Raw genomic sequence first — 18,222 nt, 5'->3', positions numbered from 1 at the left:
AGTCGATGCTTGGGAAGGCTCCTCGCAATCCACGGCCTCAACCTTAACCTTAACCTCAACCTCAACCTCAACCTGTTTTTTATCCCGCCTGCCGGGTTCTGCCGAAGTAGCGTGCGGTGAGGCTCAGGGCGAACATGACCGTCACCAGCACCAGGGCCCCGCCCCAGGCGAGTCGGTGCCAGTCTTCGTAGGGGGCGATGGCGAAGCTGAAGATCTGCAGGGGGAGCGCCGCCATCGGCTGCATGACGTTCTTGCTCCAGAACTGGTTGCCGAGCGCCGTGAACAGGAGCGGCGCAGTCTCGCCGGCGATCCTTGCCACGGCGAGGAGTACACCGGTTAGGACGCCGGAGAGCGCGCTGCGCAGGGTCACCTTGAGGCTGGTACGCCAGAAGGGGACGCCGAGGGCGAGCGACGCCTCGCGCAGGGAGCCGGGGACCATCTTCAACTGCTCCTCGGTGGTGCGTAAGACGATCGGGATCATGATCATGGCGAGCGCCACCGATCCGGCCAGGCCGGAGAAGCCCTTCATGGGTACAACCAGCAGCGTGTAGGCCACCATGCCGGTGATGATGGACGGCGTGCCCGAGAGGACGTCGGCGGCGAACCGGATCAGGGTGGACACCTTGGAGCCGCCGAACTCGGACAGGTAGATGGCGCCGAGGATGCCGACGGGGAGCCCGATCAGGGAAGCTCCCGCGATCATGATAGCCGAGCCGACCATGCCGTTGGCCATGCCCCCTCCGGGTTCGCCGGTCGGCGCGGGGACGTGGGTGAAGAAGTCGAGGGAGAGCGAGCTGACCCCCATCTTCAGGATGTGGAAGAAGATGAGACCCAGCGGTACCAGCACGGCCAGCGTGCAGGCGAGCATGAGCCCGCTCATCAGGTGGTTTTTCATCTTGCGGTAGGTAACGCTCTGCATCATGCCGCACCTCCCTTGGCTCGTCCGGACACGCTCCAGATCAAAAGCCTCGCCATCGCGTTCACGATCAGGGTGACCACCATCAGGATCAGGCCGATTTCCATGAGCGCGGAGGCGTGCAGCTTCGAGGTGGTCTCGGCGAACTCGTTGGCGATCACGCTCGGCATGGTGTAGGCGGGGGAGAGCAGCGACAGCGAGATGTTGGGTGCGTTGCCGATCACCATGGTGACGGCCATGGTCTCGCCGATGGCACGCCCGAGCCCCAGGATGGCGGCACCAAGGATGCCGGACTTGCCGTAGGGGAGGATGGCGATCTTGATGGTCTCCCAGCGGGTGGCGCCCAGTGCGATGGCGGCCTCCTTCTGGCTCTGCGGCACCGCCAGCAGCACCTCCCGGGTGATCGAGGTGATGATCGGCACCACCATGATCATCAGGATGAAGATCGCCGCCAGCATGCTGACGCCGTACGGGGCCCCCTCGAAGAGCGGGATGAAGCCGAAGTGTTCGATGAGGAAAGGCTGGACCGTGCTCTGGAGCCAGGGCGCCATGACCAGCACGCCCCAAAGGCCGTAGATCACCGAGGGGATCGCGGCCAGAAGCTCCACCAGCGGTGCCACTACGGACCCGAGGCGCCCTGGGGCGATTTCGGTTATAAAGAGCGCGGCGCCGATGCTGAGTGGGGTGGCGAGCAGGAGGGCCAGGACCGAGGAGACCACCGACCCGTACAGGTAGGGTAGCGCTCCGAAGCTTCCCTGCACCGCGTCCCAATCCTTCGAGCTCACGAACTTCCAGCCGAACTCCCTGATGGCGGGCAAGCTCTCGCCGGCCATTTCGTAGAGCATGAGCGCCAGTATCGCGAGGATGCTGAAAGCGAAAAAGGTGGTCAGGTAACGAAAGATCGAGTCGCCGCCGAGCTTCTTGGCTATAGCAGGCTGGGGGCTTTTGGGTGCCGCGGCTGCGCGGTCCGTTTCCGTCTCATTGGTGCAGCAGGAAGTTCGCATCTCTAACTCCACTTCTATCCTCCAGGGATATGCTTCTCCGGGACAGGGGCGGTTGCCGGTGCTCCGGGGGGGACGTTTTACATACGCCAACAGCTTGGGCCATCGATGTTACAGCTTCGTTACAGTTCGTCGAAATGTTCATGAAGGATTTTGGCAGAGTGTGACAAACGGGGGGGACAACGGGGGGGAGCCGGCAAGGAGGCGGCCACAATGTGGCCCAATCCCCGAGCACGAGGGGGAGCCGCCATCGGGTTGATGGAAGCTCTCCTGGCAGCGGCCTGGTCCGTAAGGGGACGCTACCTGTGGCAGGAATAGGAAGGGGTGGCAACCAGCATGTGAGGAAGCGATGGAGGGATAATGAAAATGCTCCGGGAGCGCTTGCACTTTTGCAAACACACGTCCGGAGCATTCCTCGTTTTCATACCGATTTAAGTTGGTGGGCGAGATGGGATTCGAACCCATGACCCCTGGCTTCGGAGGCCAGTACTCTATCCAACTGAGCTACCCGCCCGGGAAAGAACTCATTACTACACTATTTTGAAAACCAACTCAAGATGAAACTTTAAAAAAAGCGGCTTACCCATTCCCATGCTCACTTCGGGATCGAGGCGTAGACGGGAACCGTGATTTCCTTCTTCTGCGGATGGCTGGTGGTGATATGCAGGTACCCGCTCAGGATCTTGGCTTCAGGCTTCGCCAGCACCGAGATCTCGATGGTGCCGGTCTCCCCGGGCTTAAGCTCTCCCTTCTTGATGGTGGGCTTGATCTGCAGCGAGGTGGAGGTGACGCTTACGTTCAGCAGCTTCACGGTCGCGTTGCTGTGGTTGGCGACGCTTATCTTGGCCTGGGTGGGGGTGCTGCTACTCACGACGCCGAGGCTCACCTGCCGGGGCGTTACCTGCAGCTGGTCGAGCACCGTTCCCTCGATGGTGAAGGTGTAGATCGGGGTCTTGCCGGCGTTGCTGGTCAGGGTCACGGTCTTCGCGACCTTGCCGGAGAATGAGCTGGAGTCGAAGCTGACCTCTATCTCGGCGCTTTTGCCGGGGGAGACCACGGAGGCCGAGGGCTTGGCGGCGGTGCAGCCGCAGGAGGCGTCGAGCTTCTTGATCTGCAAGGGGGCGTCGCCGTTATTTCTTATGGTGAAGGTATGCTGGACTTTCTTTCCCTGGGCAACGGTGCCGAAATTGAAACTTCCCCGCTCTACCAGCAGTTCCGGTGCTGCTGAGGCGGTGGCGGCACGGCTCAGGGTGGCGAGCAGGAGCAGAAAGTATGCAAAGGGTAGGCGTCTCATGGTGTTCCTCTTGAATTATCGCTGGGATGCGGCACACCGGCTATTTATACCACAAAGGTGCCGGAGCGACCAGAATGATTGACACTATAATTTGCTTCTGTTATAGGAAACCGTTGAGAAAATTAATGGAAGATCCAAAACATTCCGGAGGGGTCGATGATTCTCCAATGCGACCAATGCAATACGAAGTTTAGGCTGGACGATTCCAAGCTGAAGCCGGGCGGCGTTAAGGTCCGCTGCTCCAAGTGCCGACACGTCTTCGTGGCCGGTGCCGAGCAGAAGGCTGAAGAGTCGGACTTCGACGCCCTGCTATCCGGACTCGGGGCTTCAGCCGCGGTGCAGGCCGAAAAGGCACCGGCCACCGCGCAGGCTGGCAAGGAAACCCCTTCTCCCGAACCCGGTGCTGAGGCCGCCCAGCCGAAGCAGGACGACCTGGCGGGGTTCGGCTTTGAGCCCGAGCCCGGCCCCGGCCCCGAACCCGCTGCCGGCACGGACGATTTGGATTTCGGTGTTATCAACGTCGAGACCGGCATGGCGGCCGGCAAAGAAGTCCCTGCCGCTGCGGAAGGCGGGTTCGACGAGTTCGAGTTCAGCGAGGAGCCCGTCGTCCCGGCCCCGAAGCCCTCGGCAGCTGCGGATCTTGATTTCGGCGAGCTCTCCTTCGACGAGACGCCGGCCCCGGCCAAAGCTGAACCCGCGCCGGCGGCCGCAGAGTCCCCCCTCGACTTTGGCGAGTTATCCTTCGAAGAGCCTGCCGCGGGCAAGGTTGAGGCCGCTCCGGCAGCAACAAATGTGCTCGAATTCGGCGAACTCTCTTTCGATGAACCCTCGTCCGCTGCTAAGGAGGAGACCGCTGCCGCCCAGCCCGCTGCGGACGCTTTTGATTTCGGCGAGTTCTCCTTCGACGAGAGCCCGGCACCGGTCCAGGAGCCTTCCCCAGAAACACCTGCCGCAGCGGATTTTGGTGAGCTCTCCTTTGATGAAACGCCTGCTGCTGCCAAGGAGGAGGTTGCTCCTGCCGCCGAAGCGCTTGAATTCGGCGACTTCTCCTTCGAGGAGACGGCAGCCCCCCCCAAGGAAGAGCCTGCCCCTGCGGCTGCCGCAGATTCGTTTGATTTCGGTGACTTCTCCTTTGAGGAGCCTGCGGCGCCCGCAGCGGAAGAACCTGCCGGTCCGGAGGCGGGATCCTTCTCGTTTGAGGAGGAAGCCGTGGCGGCCGAGGCGCCCGGGGAGGGGACGGCTGAGCCGACCACTTTCGCCCCCGAGAGTGAGAAGGGGGAGGGTGCTGCGCCTGCGCAGGACGAGGAATTCAGCTTCGGCGACTTCTCCTTTTCCGAAACGCCCAAGGCCGCGCCTGCGACCGAGGGGACTGCCCCGGCAGCTGCTGCCATTGCGGGACTGGTAGGTGCTGCCGCTGCAGTCAGTGCTGCCCAAGCCAAAGAGGCGCCAGCCCCCGCCGCCGAGCCCTCCGAGCCCAAACCGGCCGCCAAGTCTTCACTGGACTTCAGCTTCGGCGACAAGTCCTTTGCCGGCGCCGTCCCCGAGGAAGGGGTCGAGGAGGAACTTCCTCCGCTGTCGATCTCTTCCAGGCGCAAGGGGCGCTCCGTCATCACCATCGCCATCGTGGGGATCTGCGTGGTCGTGGTGCTGGCGCTGAGCGGTGCGGGGCTCTACCTGCTGCAAAGCGGTCCGGAGGCGATGAAGAAGCTCGACCAGTACGGCATCGGTTTCGTTGCCAAGTGGTTTGGCATCGAGGTCCCCGAGGAGGGGCGCATCACCATCAAGAATGCCCTGGCTTCCTTCCACCAGAACAAGGAGGCCGGCGAACTGTTCGTCGTGAACGGCGAGGCAATCAACTCCTACCGCAAGGCGCGCGCCTCCATCCAGGTGAAGGTAAGCATCTTCGACAAGGCGGGCAAGGTGCTGCTGCAAAAGACCGCCTACTGCGGCAACCGCCTCTCGACCGAACAGCTGAGCACGCTTCCCATGGCAAAGATCGAGTCCATCATGAACAACCAGTTCGGCGACTCGCTCTCCAACCTCGGCGTCAAGCCGGAGCAATCCATCGGTTTCGTGGTGGCCCTCGCCAACGTGCCCAAAGAGGCCGCCGACTTCGGCGTGGAGGTGGTCGGCTCCACGGTGGCGACCGGACAGTAGCAAGGAGAACCAGCGACAATAAAAAAGGCCGGCATTTGCCGGCCTTTTTGCGTTTTAGCCCCGGTGGGATCACCCCTTGTTCAGTGAGGTGATGTACCCCTTGATTCCCGCGAGGATACCGTCGGCGGTGAGCGCCTGGTAGTGCGGGTCCTTGAGCTTCTGCTCGTCCCGTTCGTTGCTCAGGAACGCGGTCTCCACCAGGATGCTGGGCATGGTGGCGCCCACCAGGACGTAGAACGGCCCCTGCTTCACGCCCAGGTTCTTCACCGTTGGGTAGCCGGTCAGCGCCTTCTTGTAGAGCGCCTTTTGAACCTCGTCGGCCAGGTGCGCCGAGTCGTTCAGCTTGTAGTTGGCCATCAGGTCGAAGAGGATCGCCTGCAGCGTGCTCACCTTCTCCAACGAGGTGCCGTTCTCCTTGGCCGCCAACTGGGCCACCTTCTCGGTCTTGGCCAGGTTCAGGTAATAGGTCTCGATGCCGTTGGCGGCGCGGTTCAGCGAGGCGTTGGCGTGGATCGAGACGAAGAGGTCGGCCCCCACCTTGTTGGCGATGGCGGTGCGCTCCTGCAGTTCGATGAAGACGTCGGTGGAACGGGTCATGACGACGTCGATACCCAGTTCGTCGCGGACCTTCTGCGCGAGGTCCAGGCCGATCTGCAGCACGATGTCCTTTTCCCTGGTCCCGGACGGGCTCACCGCGCCCGGGTCGTGCCCGCCGTGCCCCGGGTCGATCACGATCCTGCGGATCCGTCCCGGCTTGAACTTCGCCTGTTTCCCTTTCTCCACCGGCTTGGCCTTCTCGGGCGGGTTGACCTTCTCCACGTTCTTCGGCTCCGATGGGGCGCTCTCGATGACCTCCTTGGACGCGGAGATCTCCTGCCTGCGCTCCCCCTTCACGTCCACGATGACCCGGAAGGGGTCGGAGAAGGTGAAGACCTTGTATTCCTTGATGCTGTCCAGGTCGAGCACCACGCGCACCGTGGAGGCCGCGAACTGGGCGATGCGCACGCTCTTCAAAAGGCCGTCGCCGATGTTGAGGTCCTTGACGCCGGCGTTGAGGTGCGTTCCCTGCAGGTCGAGGTAGAGCCGGTTGGGGAGCTTGTGGTGCTCGAAGCGCACCTCCTGGTCCAGCGTGATGGAGACCCTGGTGTAGTCCGGGGTGGACCAGTGCTTCAGCTCCGTGACCGGGACCAGGGGCGCTCCGGCGGCCTGCGCGGATCCGGTCCAAAGCGGCGAGAGGAGCAATGAGCCCTGCGCCGCCAGCGCCCGGCAGGCGACCCAGCGGTAGTAGGGGGCGGCCAGCCCGATGTATTTGACGAATTCCCTGCGCTTCATGCGCCTTGACCTCTCGGTGTCATCTAGATCATCCTCTTCAGTTCGTCCACCAGGTTAAGCGCCTCGAGCGGCGTCAGCAGCGCCACTTCCACACCCTTCAGCCTCTCCCTGATCAGGTCCTCGCCCGCATCGAAGAGCGAGAGCTGGGGGGAGGGTGGCGGGTTTTTCTTGCCGCGCGCCAGTCGCGGCACGCCCCCCTCGCCGTACTCCCCCTTCTCCAGGTTGGTGAGGATCTCCTTGGCACGGTCGATCACCGCCTGCGGGAGCCCGGCCAGGCGCGCCACCTGGATCCCGTAGGAGTGCGAGGCCCCGCCGGGAACGATTTTCCTCAGGAAGATGATGCGCTCGTTCCACTCGCGGACCGCGATGTTGAAGTTCTTGATGCCGGGGCGGGTTACGGCGAGCTCGGTGAGCTCGTGGTAGTGCGTGGCGAAGAGCGTCTTGGCGGCGTGCGCCTTGTTGTCGTGCAGGAACTCGGCGACGGCCCAGGCGATGGAGACCCCGTCGAAGGTGGAGGTGCCGCGGCCGATCTCGTCCAGGATCACCAGGCTCTTCGCCGTGGCCCCCCTGAGGATGGCGGCGCTCTCCATCATCTCCACCATGAAGGTGGAGTGGCCGCGGGCCAGGTTGTCCGAGGCCCCGACGCGGGTGAAGATGCGGTCCACCAGCGGGATGCGGGCCTTCTCGGCCGGGACGAAGCTCCCCATCTGCGCCATCAGGGTGATCAGGGCCACTTGGCGCATGAAGGTCGACTTACCGGCCATGTTGGGGCCGGTGATGATGATGAGCTGGTTCTCGCCGTTGTCCAGCAGCGTGTCGTTGGGGACGAAGCGCTCGGACGAGTACATGTCCTCGATGACCGGGTGCCTCCCCTCGGTGATGGAGAGTTCGCTCCCCTCGTGCACCTCGGGCCGGCAGTACCCCTTGTCGTGGGCAAGCTCGGCGAGGGAGGCGAGGACGTCCAGGCAGGCCAGCCGGTCGGCGCTCCTGGCGATCCGCTCCCCCTGCGCCGCGGCCGCCTCGCGCACCTCCTGGAACAGGTTGAACTCGAGCTCCTTGATGCGGTCCTCGGCGCCGAGCACCTTCTCCTCGTACTCCTTGAGTTCCGGCGTTATGTAGCGCTCGGCGTTGGCGAGGGTCTGCCTCCTGATGTAGTCCTCGGGGATGGCGGAGACGTTGGCCTTGGTCACCTCGATGTAGTAGCCGAACACCTTGTTGTAGCGGATCTTGAGCGAGGCGATCCCGGTGCGCCCCTTCTCCTGGGCCTCCAGGCGGGCGATGAACCCCTTCCCCTCGCGGCTTATGGCGCGCAGCTCGTCCAGCTCGGCGTTGTAGCCGTCGGCGATGATGCCGCCGTCGCGCAGGACGAAGGGGGGATCCTCCACGATGGCGCGGGTGATCAGGTCGCAGATCTCTGAGAGCGGGTCGATGCCGCCGTCCAGCTCCTTCAAAAGGGGGGCGGCGCAGCCGGCGACCTGGTCCTTGATGGCGGGGAGCCGGGAGAGCGACGCCTTGAGCGCGGCCAGGTCCTTGGCCGAGGCGGAGGCGAGACTGATGCGCCCGTTCAGCCGCTCCAGGTCGTAGACCCCGGACAGAAGCGTCTTCAGCTCGGCGCGCACCCCGGGAAACTCGATCAGTTCCTGCAACGCGTCCTGGCGCCCGCGGATCTTCTCCTGGTCCATGAGCGGGTAGTTGATCCACTGCTTGAGCTTTCGCCCCCCCATGGCGGTGACGGTCCGGTCCATGAGCCCCAAAAGCGACCCCTTCCTCTTGCCGTCGGAGATGGTCTGCGTCAGCTCCAGGTTGCGCCGGGTCGACTCGTCCAGGAGCAGGTGCTGGTTCTGGTTGTAGGGGGTGATCCCGGTGACGTGCGGGGCGTTCCCCTTCTGGGTGTCCACCAGGTAGTGCAGCACGGCCCCCGCGGCGAGGAGGGCGACCGGGAGGGTGTGGCACCCAAGGGCCTCGGCGCTGGCTCCCTTGAACTGGTTGCCGATCAGGCGGTTGCAGTAATCGGTGTCGTAGACCCACTCCTCGAAATAGGTGACGCTCCGGTCGGTGGCGACGGGCGCCATCTCCTTCGACCTTTGGGGCTCCCGGAAGGAGGAGGGGAGGATGATCTCGCGCGGTGCGATGCAGGCCACCTCGGCCAGCGCCGCCTGCAGCCCGGAGAGCTCGGTGACGCGGAACTCGCCGGTAGAGAGGTCCAGGTAGGAGATGCCGTAGCATTCGCCGTCGCAGCAAAGGGCGAGGAGATAGTTGTTTTCCTTGGGGGAAAGCGAGGCATCCTCAACCACGAGCCCCGGCGTGATCACCTTTACCACCTCGCGCTTGACGATCCCCTTGGCGAGCTTTGGGTCTTCGGCCTGTTCGCAGATGGCGACCTTCTCCCCCGCCTCGACCAGCTTGGCGATGTAGGGGGCACAGGAATGGTAGGGGACTCCGCACAGGGGGACCTCGGAACCGTCGGCGTTCTTGTTGCGCGAGGTGAGGGTGATGCCGAGGATGCGGGAGGCCTTCACCGCGTCGTCCAGGAACATCTCGTAGAAGTCGCCGCATCTGAAGAAGAGGATGGCGTCGGGGTGTTCTGCCTTAATCTCGAGGAACTGCCGCATCATGGGCGTCATTTCAGACATTTGGAAACCTTTTCGGGGGAAGAGAAACGCGGGGCATCTTAGCAAAATCGAGGGTCCATGTAAAGCTTCCCTGCCCTGCGCGGTAGAGAAGCTTCCGGTCCCGGGGAGGGGGAGGCGCCCTGGGGGCTGCGGAGGCGAAAAAAAGCATTTTTTGCACTCGTTCTCTGGAGCTTTACGACAAATAACTTAAAATTGCCTAATGTTTTTTGCGGCGCCCCCCGGCGGCCTCCGTTCATCGGCTGCAGCGGGGCGAACGTGACGCAGGCGGGAGCGGACCGGCACCAATGGGATGCCGGCAAGGGAGGTGCGGCATGGGGCATGGACGTAAGATCTCGGTAGTGGGGCTCGGCTACGTCGGGCTGCCGGTGGCGGTGGCGTTCGGCAAGGTGCGCAGCACCATCGGCTTTGACATCAGCACGAGAAGGATCGACGAGTTGCGCGCGGGGTGCGACCGGACCGGCGAGGTGGCCGCCGAGGAGCTCGTCGGCGCGGATATCTGCTACACCAACAGGATCGAGGACCTGCGCGAGGCCGATTTCCATGTGGTGGCCGTTCCCACCCCGGTCGATCCGGCCAACCAGCCGGACCTCTCCCTGTTGTGCAGCGCGTCGGAGACGGTGGGGAAGGCGCTCAAGAAGGGGGACATCGTCGTCTACGAGTCCACGGTGTACCCGGGGGTCACCGAGGAGATCTGTCTCCCGATCCTCGAGCGGGTCTCGGGGATGAAAAGCCCCGAGGACTTCACCGTGGGGTACAGCCCGGAGCGGATCAACCCCGGCGACCGGGAACACACCTTCACCAGCATTCTCAAGGTGGTCTCCGGCCAGGACACCCGTACCCTGGACGTGGTCGCCTCGGTCTACTCCGAGGTGGTGGTCCCGGGGGTGCACCGGGCCCCCTCCATCAAGGTCGCGGAGGCCGCCAAAGTCATCGAGAACACCCAGCGCGATCTGAACATCGCCCTCATGAACGAGCTGGCCCTCATCTTCGACCGGCTCGGCATCGACACGGGCGAGGTGCTGGCCGCCGCGGGGAGCAAGTGGAACTTCCTGAATTTCAAGCCGGGGCTCGTGGGGGGGCACTGCATCGGTGTCGATCCCTACTACCTCACCTACCAGGCCGAGAAGATCGGCTACATCCCGCAGGTCATCCTCGCCGGGCGGCGCATCAACGACGGCATGGGGAAATTCGTGGCGCAGCGTGCGGTCAAGGAGATCATCAGGGCGGGGCACCACGTGCTCGGCTCCTACGTGACGGTGCTTGGGCTCACCTTCAAGGAGAACTGCCCGGACCTCAGGAACTCCAAGGTGGTGGACATCCTGACCGAGCTGGGGGACTACGGCCTGAAGGTTCAGGTCTGCGACCCGATGGCGGATCCCCAGGAGGCCAGGAGTGCCTACGGCGTGACGCTCAAGGCACCGGACCGGTTGCAGCCTGCCGTGGCGGTCGTCGTCGCGGTGGCGCACGATAGCTACCGGCAGTGGACCCCCGCCAAGTTCGCGAGTCTCATGGTCGAGAACCCGGTCCTGATCGACGTGAAGGGGATCTACGACAGCCGTCAGATGGCCGCCGCGGGGATCCGGGTCTGGTGCCTGTGAGGGGGCGGAGGCTGCCATGAGAGAGGGACACAGCTACCCCAGGGAACTGGTCGCCTTCATCTACGCCCGGGGGCGGGACGAGGCTTTGCTGGACCGGGTTTGCCCCGGGGCCGAGCAGGGGAAGCTTCAGCTCCCCGAGCGCGCGCTGCTGGAGCAGGTGATATCCACCTGCTACCAGGCGAGCCTGTTGCGCGAGGAGGAGCGCCCGGTCATGTTCCGGCTGATCATCAGGGACTCCTACCTCTTCGCGGCCCAGGAAGGGCCTCCTACCGGGATGCACCGCCTCGTCTTCTCCAGGACGCGCCCCTTCAACGAGTACGAACTGCACCGCCTGGCGCCCGCCGCCGATTTCTACCGGACCCTGATCGGCATCTTCATCGACCCCGTCCTCGGCGCCCAGATCTGGGGACTGCTCCACTCCGGGACCCGCTGGATGCATGCCGTGTACGGCGGCAGGAAGACCTCTCCCCCGATGCCACCCAGCCTGGTGGTCTACGTCACCGGGCCGGGGCAGATCTCGGTCTGCATCGGGGACGAGATCATCGCCTCGCTGAACGGGGGGCAGATCAACTGCCCGACCCTGGACGTCTTCAACTCCGACTGGATGACGAAGAGCCTCGCCTCCCTGAACGACGAGACCTTCGCCCTGCACCGCAAGGCACGGCAGCGCGCCGAGCGTCCCTGGGCCGATCTCGACCCCCAGTTCGGCAGCAAGATCGGTCAGCAGGCCATCCGGCGCATCATCAGCGTGATCAGGAACTCCAACCATGGCGGCCTGCTGGTGTATCTGCCGGCCGAGATGGCCGAGGAGATCATGGAACAGAACCAGTACCTGGCCTTGAAGTACCAGTTCCTGGAGTTCGATTCGCGGCAGCGCTTCCTCTCCCTCACCCTGCGCATTATGAACACCCTGGCCGAGATCAACGTGGACGCGGCTGCCGAGGGGAGGATGGTGGGATGGCACGAGTACGTCGACAGCAAGAACGAGAACATCGCCCTCCTCGACGAGGCGATCTTCGACGTGGCTCACTTCATCGCGGCGCTCTCCGCGGTGGACGGCGCGGTGGTCATCACCAAGCGCCAGGAACTGCTCGGCTTCGGCGGCGTCATCTCAGGTGACCTGGACAGCGTGGGGATGGTGGCGCACGCCCTGGACACCGAGGGGGAGCAGTGCGAACCGGTACTGAGCGAGGGGGTGGGCACCAGGCACCGGGCCGCATACCGGCTCTGCCAGCGGTTGCACCAGGCCATCGCGATCGTCATCTCGCAGGACGAGAGCGTCCAGATCGTACGCTGGCACAACGGCTCGGTCACCTACTGGGACCAGGTCCCAACCGGTGTTCCGGGGTTTTGAACAAGGGGAGAGCTAGTCATGGCAATCGGTCTCAACGTAGTGTTCATGGGGAGGTTCGGTTACCCCTCGGGCATGGCTTCCACCAAGAGGATCCAGCATTTCATCGATCATCTCCAGGCTTTCCCGGCGACTACCAGGGTGCTGCAGCTGCGGCCCACGGGTGAGGGGACGCCTGGGGGACAGGGGGGGAACCACCAGGGGACGGAGTACCGGCGCATCGGCGCGGACCTGAAGCTCGACTGGAGACTGCCGGTCGCCCTGTTCTGGTACCACTGGAACGGAATCGGCATGTTGAAGAAGTGGCGGACGGACGGGGCGATGGACGTTTTGTACTGCTATGGCGGCGTGACCGCGGAAAACGTGCTGCTCATCGTGGCGGGGAAGCGCTTGGGATACAAGGTCGTCTTCGATATCGTGGAGGACAACACCTACATCGATGACAAACTGACCCTTCCGGGCAAGCTGAAGTGGCTGGCCGGCGAGATCCTGGACCGGTATCTCCTGGGGCTCGCTGACGGGGTCGTGGTCATTTCCAGCTACCTGAGGTCGCTCTACGGCAAGAAGATAGCGCTCTCGGTGCCGCTTTGCCTCATTCCTATCTCGGCTCGCTGCGATCTGTGTGCGACGGGGGGGAGGGAGCCGGGACCGATGAAGTTCGTTTACGCGGGGTCGTTTGCCAAGAAGGATGGCATCGAGCTCCTCCTGGAAGCCTTCGAAAAGGTGCACCAGAAGAAGGGGAACTGCCAGCTGATGCTCTGCGGCACGGGGGGGAGCGTCGAGAACTACCAAGCGCGCATCGCGGCGAACCCGGCCATACGGTACGTGGGATACCTCGATGACGCCGAGTTCTACCGTTTCCTGCAGGGCGCCGACGTGCTGTGCGTGACCCGGACCGGCTCGACCTACGCCAACGCCGGGTTCCCCTTCAAGCTCGGCGAGTACCTCGCTACCGGCAACCCGGTGATCGTCTCGGACGTCGGGGACGTGCGGCGCTACTTAAGCCACATGGAGGACGCCATCATCGTCGAGCCGGGGAACGCCGTGGCCATCGCCGGAGCCCTGGAGTACTGCCTCGACCACCCGGAGACCGCGGCCAAAATCGGCCAGAGCGGGGCGGCCAAATGCAGGCAATATTTCGATCCGGCGGCCAACGGCAGGCTCCTGGTGGAACTGATCAGGAGGCTGTGACTGCGCGGACACCCCGGGCGCGGTTTCAGCCGACGCGACCGCTCCCCCTTATCTCCATCCCGCGGCGCGACGCTCAGTCCGCGTCGACGTTGCGCACCCCTTCCGGTCTCCAGGCCGGCGAGATCACCTTGGCGCCGCACTCCTTCCCCAGCAGGGTGCCGAAGGTGACCGAGAAATCCCCGAACCTGTTGTTGACGTGGTCCATGGCGCTCGCCACGAGCGCCTTTTTCCGTTCGCTCTCGAACAGGGGCAACTGTTCCGCCTGGTGGGAGAGGTTGGTGATGCGCACCCCCAGCAGGCGCACCGCCTGGGCAAGTTCCAGCTGATCCAGGATCTGCACGGCGTCCCGGTAGATCTCGTCGCTGTTATTGGTGGGCACCGAACGGCTGAGTTGGCGCGAGAAGGTGGTGAAGTCCGGGTAGCGGACGGTCAGGGTAACGGTCTTGCCCGTGACGCGGTATTTCCTGGCCCGCCGCCCCACCATCTCCGAGAGCTGCAGCAGCACCGCCAGTATCTCCGAACGCTGGCAAAGGTCCGCGTCCAGCGTGGTGGAGTGACCGACGCTCTTCACCTCCTCGGCCTCTTCCTCGGGGACCACCGGTGCATCATCCACCCCAAGCCCCATGTAATGCAGCCGCTCCCCGGTCACTCCGAACTTCTTCTTCAGAATCTCGACCGGGAACCTCCCCAACTCGCCGCAGGTCCTGATGCCGAAGGCCGCCAGCTGCTGCTGGGTCTTCGCCCCGATGCCGCACAGCTGCTGGATCGGCAGCCGTTCCATGACCTGAGCCACCCGTTCCGGGGGGATCACGGTGAGCCCGTCCGGCTTCTGCATGTCCGAGGCAAGCTTGGCGAGGAGCTTGTTGGGCGCGATACCTACCGAGCAGGTGAGGCCGAAACGCTCCCTGATGCGCTCCTTGATCATCCCGGCGATCCCTTCGGGTGAGCCGAACAGGCTCAGGCACCCGGTCACGTCCAGAAAGGCCTCGTCGATGGAGAAAACCTCCACGAGCGGCGTGTACTCGCGCATGATGCCGATGATCTGCTTCGAGGTGTAGCTGTACTTCTTGTTGTTGCCGACCACGAAGATGAGTTCCGGACACTTCTGGCGCGCCTCCCAGCTGTTCATCCCGGTCCTGACCCCGAAGGCGCGCGCCTCGTAGGAACAGGTGGTGATGATGGTGCGCTTGGCCGCGCCGATCACGGCCACGGGTTTCCCCTGCAGGGCGGGGTTCGACTGCTGTTCCACCGAGGCGAAGAAGGCGTTCATGTCGATGTGCAGGATGATCCGGTTCTCTGCCAAGTCCTACTGCTCCTCGACCCCCACGAGGGTCCAGTTCTGGTCGGAGGTGTCGTACATCAGTTCGTAGAGGTTGCTGTCGTCGCAGACCGCGAAGTGCAGGCGGGTCGCGCCTCCCAAGGAGTCCGTCCAGAAGTAGGAGAGGCGGGTGACGGCGCGCTTTTGCCGGCGCCACTCGAACCAGACCGGGCGGATTCCGGCGCCTGGGGCGAAGATGGCGGCCACCCTTATGCTGTCGCAAAGGCGCTGCATGAAATTACTCCATCTGCCGGTAGATGCCAACAACTTTCCCGACGATGGATACCTCGCCGTCACCCTCCTGGACGAAGATGGGATCGTAGTTGGGGTTCTCCGGCTGCAGGCGGATTCTGTTCGCCTCGCGGTAAAACCTCTTCAGGGTCGCCTCGCCGGCCACCATGGCGACCACGATGTCCCTGTTGTTCGCGTCCGGCTGCGGGCGCACCAGAGCGAGATCTCCCTCCTTTATATGGGCGTGGATCATGGAATCCCCCTTTACGCGCAGGAAGAAGGTCCCCCCCTTGTCCAGCTGCGAACGGTCGATGGTGAAGTGCCCCTCGATGTCCTCGATGGCGGGGTGCAGCGCCCCGGCCCTCACGGTCCCCACGATGGGGAGGCTCGCCCCCTGCCCCTGCCGGTTCAGTGTGATCCCCCTGGTGCTACCTTCCTGGCGGCGCAGATACCCCTTTCGCTCCAGGGCCTCCAGATGCTTCAGCACCCCGAGGGTCCCGCTAACCCCGAGCTTGGCGCCGATCTCGCGCAGGGTGGGGGGGTAGCCGTAGGTCTCGATATGCCTGGAAACGATGTCCAGCACCTCCTGTTGTCGTGGCGTCAGTTGCTCCATCAGTACCACCTCCTGGTTATCTGATGACAACCTTACCAGATGGTAACCTCTCTCTGTCAACACCAAAATCGAGCGGGAACTCCCTCCTTGAGTAGTAAAATTTTCAAATTATAGTGTAGCGGTGTTCCAGGTGGTGCAGCGCAAGCCAAACTCAAACGGAGGGAGCCATGGCAAACAAAGTCGCGCGAACAAAGTGGGTTACGGCGTGGAGGCTGGTGCGAAGTGGCGGGGGAGGGGGGGGCGGAGAAGGGAGCCCCGATGCATGGGGCTCAGCAAGAGGGGGGCATGGTCCGGGCGCGACGCTCCCGAGGGGCATCGTTACTGCCTGCCTGCTCCTTTTGGGGTGCTCGCTCTGCTGGTCGGCGGAGGAAACGGCGTACCACACGCCGCTTGCCGGCGAGGCGAAGCGGGTCACCTTCATGGGGCAGCGGGTCGACATTCCCGCGGTGGAACGCGCCGACATGACCTCCATTACCGTGGGCGCCTCGCTGCTTGCGCCCGCCCAAGGGGAGAGCCCGATCATCCCGGCGGCCGCCCTCTACCATCGGCGCGTCGCAGACAGCAGCTACCGGCGGGCCATGGTGGCGGTCTTCGTGAACGAGCTCGATTACCTGCGCGACCTCGGGGGATGGGACCTGGTGGCCCAGTTCGAGAACGACACGCCGCCGGTGGCGGGAAGGGAGCTGCGCAACGGCGACGAGATCCGCGGCACCGCGCTCTATCATGGGATCCTGCTCGGCTCGCTCGGCGTTGGCTGGCGCCGTCCGGTCTACCCCTTCCAGGTCGACAACGACCTCAGGGTGCAGCTGGTGGCGCGGGGAGGCTATTTCTACGCGCACCGCGAGACGGACAGCGCACCCGGGCTCTGGGTCCCTCCCAACACTCCCCTCTACGGCGCCAGACTGCGCTGCCGCTACGACGGGATGCGCCGAAACCTCCTGGAGTTGCCGCATCTAGGGATGGCCGCGGGGTTCGACGTCGACCACCTGCACCGGGACACGTGGCGCGGGGAGGCCGGCAGTGCCGACGGGGGCAACCGCGACTATACCCAGGTGGAGGGACACCTGGTCGCGGCGGGCGGGGTGCCGGGGCTGTCCGAGCGTAACCGTCTCCTGTTCAGCCTCTACGGCGGCTTCACCGCACAGGGGAGGGGGGACCGCTTCAACGCCTTCCGCCTGAACGGGGGTCCCTTCCCGAGCGAGCAGTACGACCTTGCCTGGCCGCACTACTCCGGAGTGATCTACGACCGGGTGCTGGCGCGCGGCTACGCCAGCGCCAGCGCCGGTTACCGTCGCGAGCTCACCTTCTTCCTGTACCTCAGCACCCTCGGCTCCTACGTCTGGGCGGACCGCTCCACCGCAGTGGGGAACGACCGGGTCGACTTCGACGAGATGCACGGAGCAGCCGCTACGGTCGCCCTGGACAGCGCCTTTTTCTGGGATTCGTCGCTCTACCTGGCCTGGAGCTGGGAGTCGGGGGTGATGCGCAACGGCCGTTCGGGCAACGGCGTCACGCTGATGTGGAACAAGCTGTTCTGAGGGAAAACTTGCAATCGGAGGGGAATGGCCTTAATGTGGCCAAGCTTCCCCTCAAGGGGAGGGGAAGCTGACCAGGTAGTCGATGGCATCGGGCGAGGCCTTGCCGGCGCTGAACTCCTTTATCTCGGGCATGACCACAAGGCTGGAGAGCTTGGTGCCGCTGCGCGCGAGCTGCTCCGGGACCGCGTTCTTCACGCCGTGCCAGATACCGGTAAGGGCCACGATCTTGGTCTTCGGCGCCGTCTTCACGTACTGACTGATGTTCATCGCCATGCCGGAGTTGCGCAGGGTCTGCGCCTCGCAGAAGTACTCGAAGATACGCCCCTTGGTAACGCGCTTGAAGACCTCCCCGAACGACTGCTTCAGGAACTCGGTATGCGGGTTGTTGATGTCGCACGTGGTCCCTTCGGGGAGGGTCGTGCGTTCCTCGGGGGTGAGCGACGCGTAGCCCTGGCGCGATACCTTGATCACCAGTTTCTTGGGGACGTTCAGGGCGATCATCGGGATCTTGTTCTCCCGCGCCAACATGAAGATGTCGCGGTACAGGCGCCAGTCGTAGGACCAGTTCCTGGCGAAAACCTGCCGGAAATCGGCCTCGGACATGGTTCCCGCCATGAAGGCGTCCAGCTCCTTCTGGTTGTCCGACTGCATCACCTCGACGCCGATGGCCAGCGGGAGCTTTCGCGTCCTGAGCTCTCGGATCACCGCCAGTTGAAGGTCGTGGTGCTGAACCGCGTCGTGCACCTCGCCGATCATCACCAGGTCGGCCGCCTCCGCCTTGGCGCAGAGCTGCTGCAGGGTGACTGCCTGCCGGTCGCCGACGCGGGTGATAGTCTGGCCTGCGTGGGCGCTTAAGGGGAGAGACAAGGTGCAGAGGATGACGAAGAACAGGGCGATGGTCTTGGGCATGGTCATCTGAGGTCCTCGGTCCGATTGGTTTGGAAGGCGCAGCCTACACCAACGGCGCTAAGATCACAAACTTAAATTGCTTCTTGCCAGGCGGCGCAAGAGGCGTAGGGCGCGGGGTGCCGCGTCGGCGGGAGGTTCAT

Annotated in this window: 14 protein-coding genes and 1 tRNA gene; 5 read left to right on the top strand and 10 right to left on the bottom strand. The window is 64.0% G+C overall.

The annotated features are described in order from the left end of the window. Positions 1–79 precede the first annotated feature (79 nt). The 4 genes from pstA to KOM00_RS15595 form a co-directional block, all read right to left on the bottom strand. The gene (pstA, locus tag KOM00_RS15610; RefSeq protein WP_216499862.1) at positions 80–922 is read right to left on the bottom strand and encodes a phosphate ABC transporter permease PstA; all 843 of its coding nucleotides are present in this window, start codon (positions 920–922) and stop codon (positions 80–82) included. Beyond that, the gene (gene pstC, locus KOM00_RS15605; protein WP_236027007.1) at positions 919–1,920 is read right to left on the bottom strand and encodes a phosphate ABC transporter permease subunit PstC; all 1,002 of its coding nucleotides are present in this window, start codon (positions 1,918–1,920) and stop codon (positions 919–921) included. Before pstC ends, pstA begins: the two co-directional genes overlap by 4 nt. Positions 1,921–2,354: 434 nt before the next feature. After that, positions 2,355–2,431: transfer RNA gene (locus KOM00_RS15600), tRNA-Arg, on the bottom strand. A gap of 81 nt (positions 2,432–2,512) precedes the next feature. Next, positions 2,513–3,211 carry a DUF1573 domain-containing protein gene (locus KOM00_RS15595; RefSeq protein ID WP_216499860.1) on the bottom strand — a complete coding sequence of 233 codons (699 nt, stop codon included), beginning with the start codon at positions 3,209–3,211 and terminating at the stop codon, positions 2,513–2,515. A gap of 156 nt (positions 3,212–3,367) precedes the next feature. Between KOM00_RS15595 and KOM00_RS15590 the strand changes: the two genes are divergently transcribed. After that, positions 3,368–5,368, top strand: coding sequence for a DUF3426 domain-containing protein (locus KOM00_RS15590; protein WP_216499859.1), 2,001 nt, complete (start codon positions 3,368–3,370; stop codon positions 5,366–5,368). 69 nt (positions 5,369–5,437) lie between these two features. Here the strand turns inward: KOM00_RS15590 and KOM00_RS15585 are convergent, their stop codons facing one another. Together KOM00_RS15585 and mutS are read right to left on the bottom strand one after the other, a co-directional pair. After that, positions 5,438–6,700 carry an N-acetylmuramoyl-L-alanine amidase gene (locus KOM00_RS15585; protein WP_216499858.1) on the bottom strand — a complete coding sequence of 421 codons (1,263 nt, stop codon included), beginning with the start codon at positions 6,698–6,700 and terminating at the stop codon, positions 5,438–5,440. A 23-nt stretch (positions 6,701–6,723) separates the two neighbouring features. Continuing rightward, positions 6,724–9,333: a DNA mismatch repair protein MutS gene (gene mutS / locus KOM00_RS15580; protein WP_216499857.1), complete on the bottom strand. Its 2,610-nt coding sequence runs from the start codon at positions 9,331–9,333 to the stop codon at positions 6,724–6,726. Between the two features lie 311 nt (positions 9,334–9,644). On the opposite strand from mutS, the gene KOM00_RS15575 reads away from it, so the two are divergent. The 3 genes from KOM00_RS15575 to KOM00_RS15565 are packed head-to-tail and all read left to right on the top strand — an operon-like array spanning position 9,645 to position 13,473. Further along, positions 9,645–10,931, top strand: a complete 1,287-nt coding sequence (locus KOM00_RS15575; protein ID WP_216499856.1) for a nucleotide sugar dehydrogenase — start codon at positions 9,645–9,647, stop codon at positions 10,929–10,931. Positions 10,932–10,947: 16 nt separating this feature from the next. Next, the gene (locus tag KOM00_RS15570; RefSeq protein ID WP_216499855.1) at positions 10,948–12,285 is read left to right on the top strand and encodes a putative sensor domain DACNV-containing protein; all 1,338 of its coding nucleotides are present in this window, start codon (positions 10,948–10,950) and stop codon (positions 12,283–12,285) included. A gap of 18 nt (positions 12,286–12,303) precedes the next feature. Next, the gene (locus tag KOM00_RS15565; RefSeq protein WP_216499854.1) at positions 12,304–13,473 is read left to right on the top strand and encodes a glycosyltransferase family 4 protein; all 1,170 of its coding nucleotides are present in this window, start codon (positions 12,304–12,306) and stop codon (positions 13,471–13,473) included. Between the two features lie 73 nt (positions 13,474–13,546). Here KOM00_RS15565 and dinB read toward each other — a convergent pair whose 3' ends face one another. Genes dinB through lexA form a run of 3 tightly spaced genes read right to left on the bottom strand, consistent with a single transcriptional unit; the run spans position 13,547 to position 15,635 of the window. Then, complete coding sequence (gene dinB / locus KOM00_RS15560) at positions 13,547–14,776, bottom strand: DNA polymerase IV (protein ID WP_216499853.1); 1,230 nt, start codon at positions 14,774–14,776, stop codon at positions 13,547–13,549. Between the two features lie 3 nt (positions 14,777–14,779). Beyond that, complete coding sequence (locus KOM00_RS15555; protein WP_216499852.1) at positions 14,780–15,025, bottom strand: hypothetical protein; 246 nt, start codon at positions 15,023–15,025, stop codon at positions 14,780–14,782. Positions 15,026–15,029: 4 nt separating this feature from the next. Then, a complete protein-coding gene (gene lexA / locus KOM00_RS15550; RefSeq protein WP_216499851.1) occupies positions 15,030–15,635 on the bottom strand; it encodes a transcriptional repressor LexA in 606 nt (201 codons plus the stop codon). A gap of 167 nt (positions 15,636–15,802) precedes the next feature. Between lexA and KOM00_RS15545 the strand changes: the two genes are divergently transcribed. Further along, positions 15,803–17,173 carry a porin gene (locus tag KOM00_RS15545; protein ID WP_216499850.1) on the top strand — a complete coding sequence of 457 codons (1,371 nt, stop codon included), beginning with the start codon at positions 15,803–15,805 and terminating at the stop codon, positions 17,171–17,173. Between the two features lie 51 nt (positions 17,174–17,224). Here KOM00_RS15545 and KOM00_RS15540 read toward each other — a convergent pair whose 3' ends face one another. Beyond that, the gene (locus KOM00_RS15540; protein WP_236027006.1) at positions 17,225–18,088 is read right to left on the bottom strand and encodes a ChaN family lipoprotein; all 864 of its coding nucleotides are present in this window, start codon (positions 18,086–18,088) and stop codon (positions 17,225–17,227) included. Positions 18,089–18,222: the final 134 nt, after the last annotated feature.

Source organism: Geomonas diazotrophica (genome assembly GCF_018919385.1).
Lineage (GTDB): Bacteria > Desulfobacterota > Desulfuromonadia > Geobacterales > Geobacteraceae > Geomonas > Geomonas diazotrophica.
The sequence above is the reverse complement of the archived record's forward strand: the minus strand, read 5'-3'. Positions and strand labels throughout refer to the sequence as shown.

Coding starts and splice junctions, on each gene's coding strand:
- KOM00_RS15595 (WP_216499860.1), bottom strand. CDS start 3,211: ATGAGACGCCTACCCTTTGCATACTTTCTGCTCCTGCTCGCCACCCTG.
- KOM00_RS15575 (WP_216499856.1), top strand. CDS start 9,645: ATGGGGCATGGACGTAAGATCTCGGTAGTGGGGCTCGGCTACGTCGGG.
- pstA (WP_216499862.1), bottom strand. CDS start 922: ATGATGCAGAGCGTTACCTACCGCAAGATGAAAAACCACCTGATGAGC.
- KOM00_RS15570 (WP_216499855.1), top strand. CDS start 10,948: ATGAGAGAGGGACACAGCTACCCCAGGGAACTGGTCGCCTTCATCTAC.
- KOM00_RS15565 (WP_216499854.1), top strand. CDS start 12,304: ATGGCAATCGGTCTCAACGTAGTGTTCATGGGGAGGTTCGGTTACCCC.
- KOM00_RS15555 (WP_216499852.1), bottom strand. CDS start 15,025: ATGCAGCGCCTTTGCGACAGCATAAGGGTGGCCGCCATCTTCGCCCCA.
- KOM00_RS15545 (WP_216499850.1), top strand. CDS start 15,803: ATGGCAAACAAAGTCGCGCGAACAAAGTGGGTTACGGCGTGGAGGCTG.
- KOM00_RS15540 (WP_236027006.1), bottom strand. CDS start 18,088: ATGACCATGCCCAAGACCATCGCCCTGTTCTTCGTCATCCTCTGCACC.
- KOM00_RS15585 (WP_216499858.1), bottom strand. CDS start 6,700: ATGAAGCGCAGGGAATTCGTCAAATACATCGGGCTGGCCGCCCCCTAC.
- lexA (WP_216499851.1), bottom strand. CDS start 15,635: ATGGAGCAACTGACGCCACGACAACAGGAGGTGCTGGACATCGTTTCC.
- pstC (WP_236027007.1), bottom strand. CDS start 1,920: ATGCGAACTTCCTGCTGCACCAATGAGACGGAAACGGACCGCGCAGCC.
- mutS (WP_216499857.1), bottom strand. CDS start 9,333: ATGTCTGAAATGACGCCCATGATGCGGCAGTTCCTCGAGATTAAGGCA.
- KOM00_RS15590 (WP_216499859.1), top strand. CDS start 3,368: ATGATTCTCCAATGCGACCAATGCAATACGAAGTTTAGGCTGGACGAT.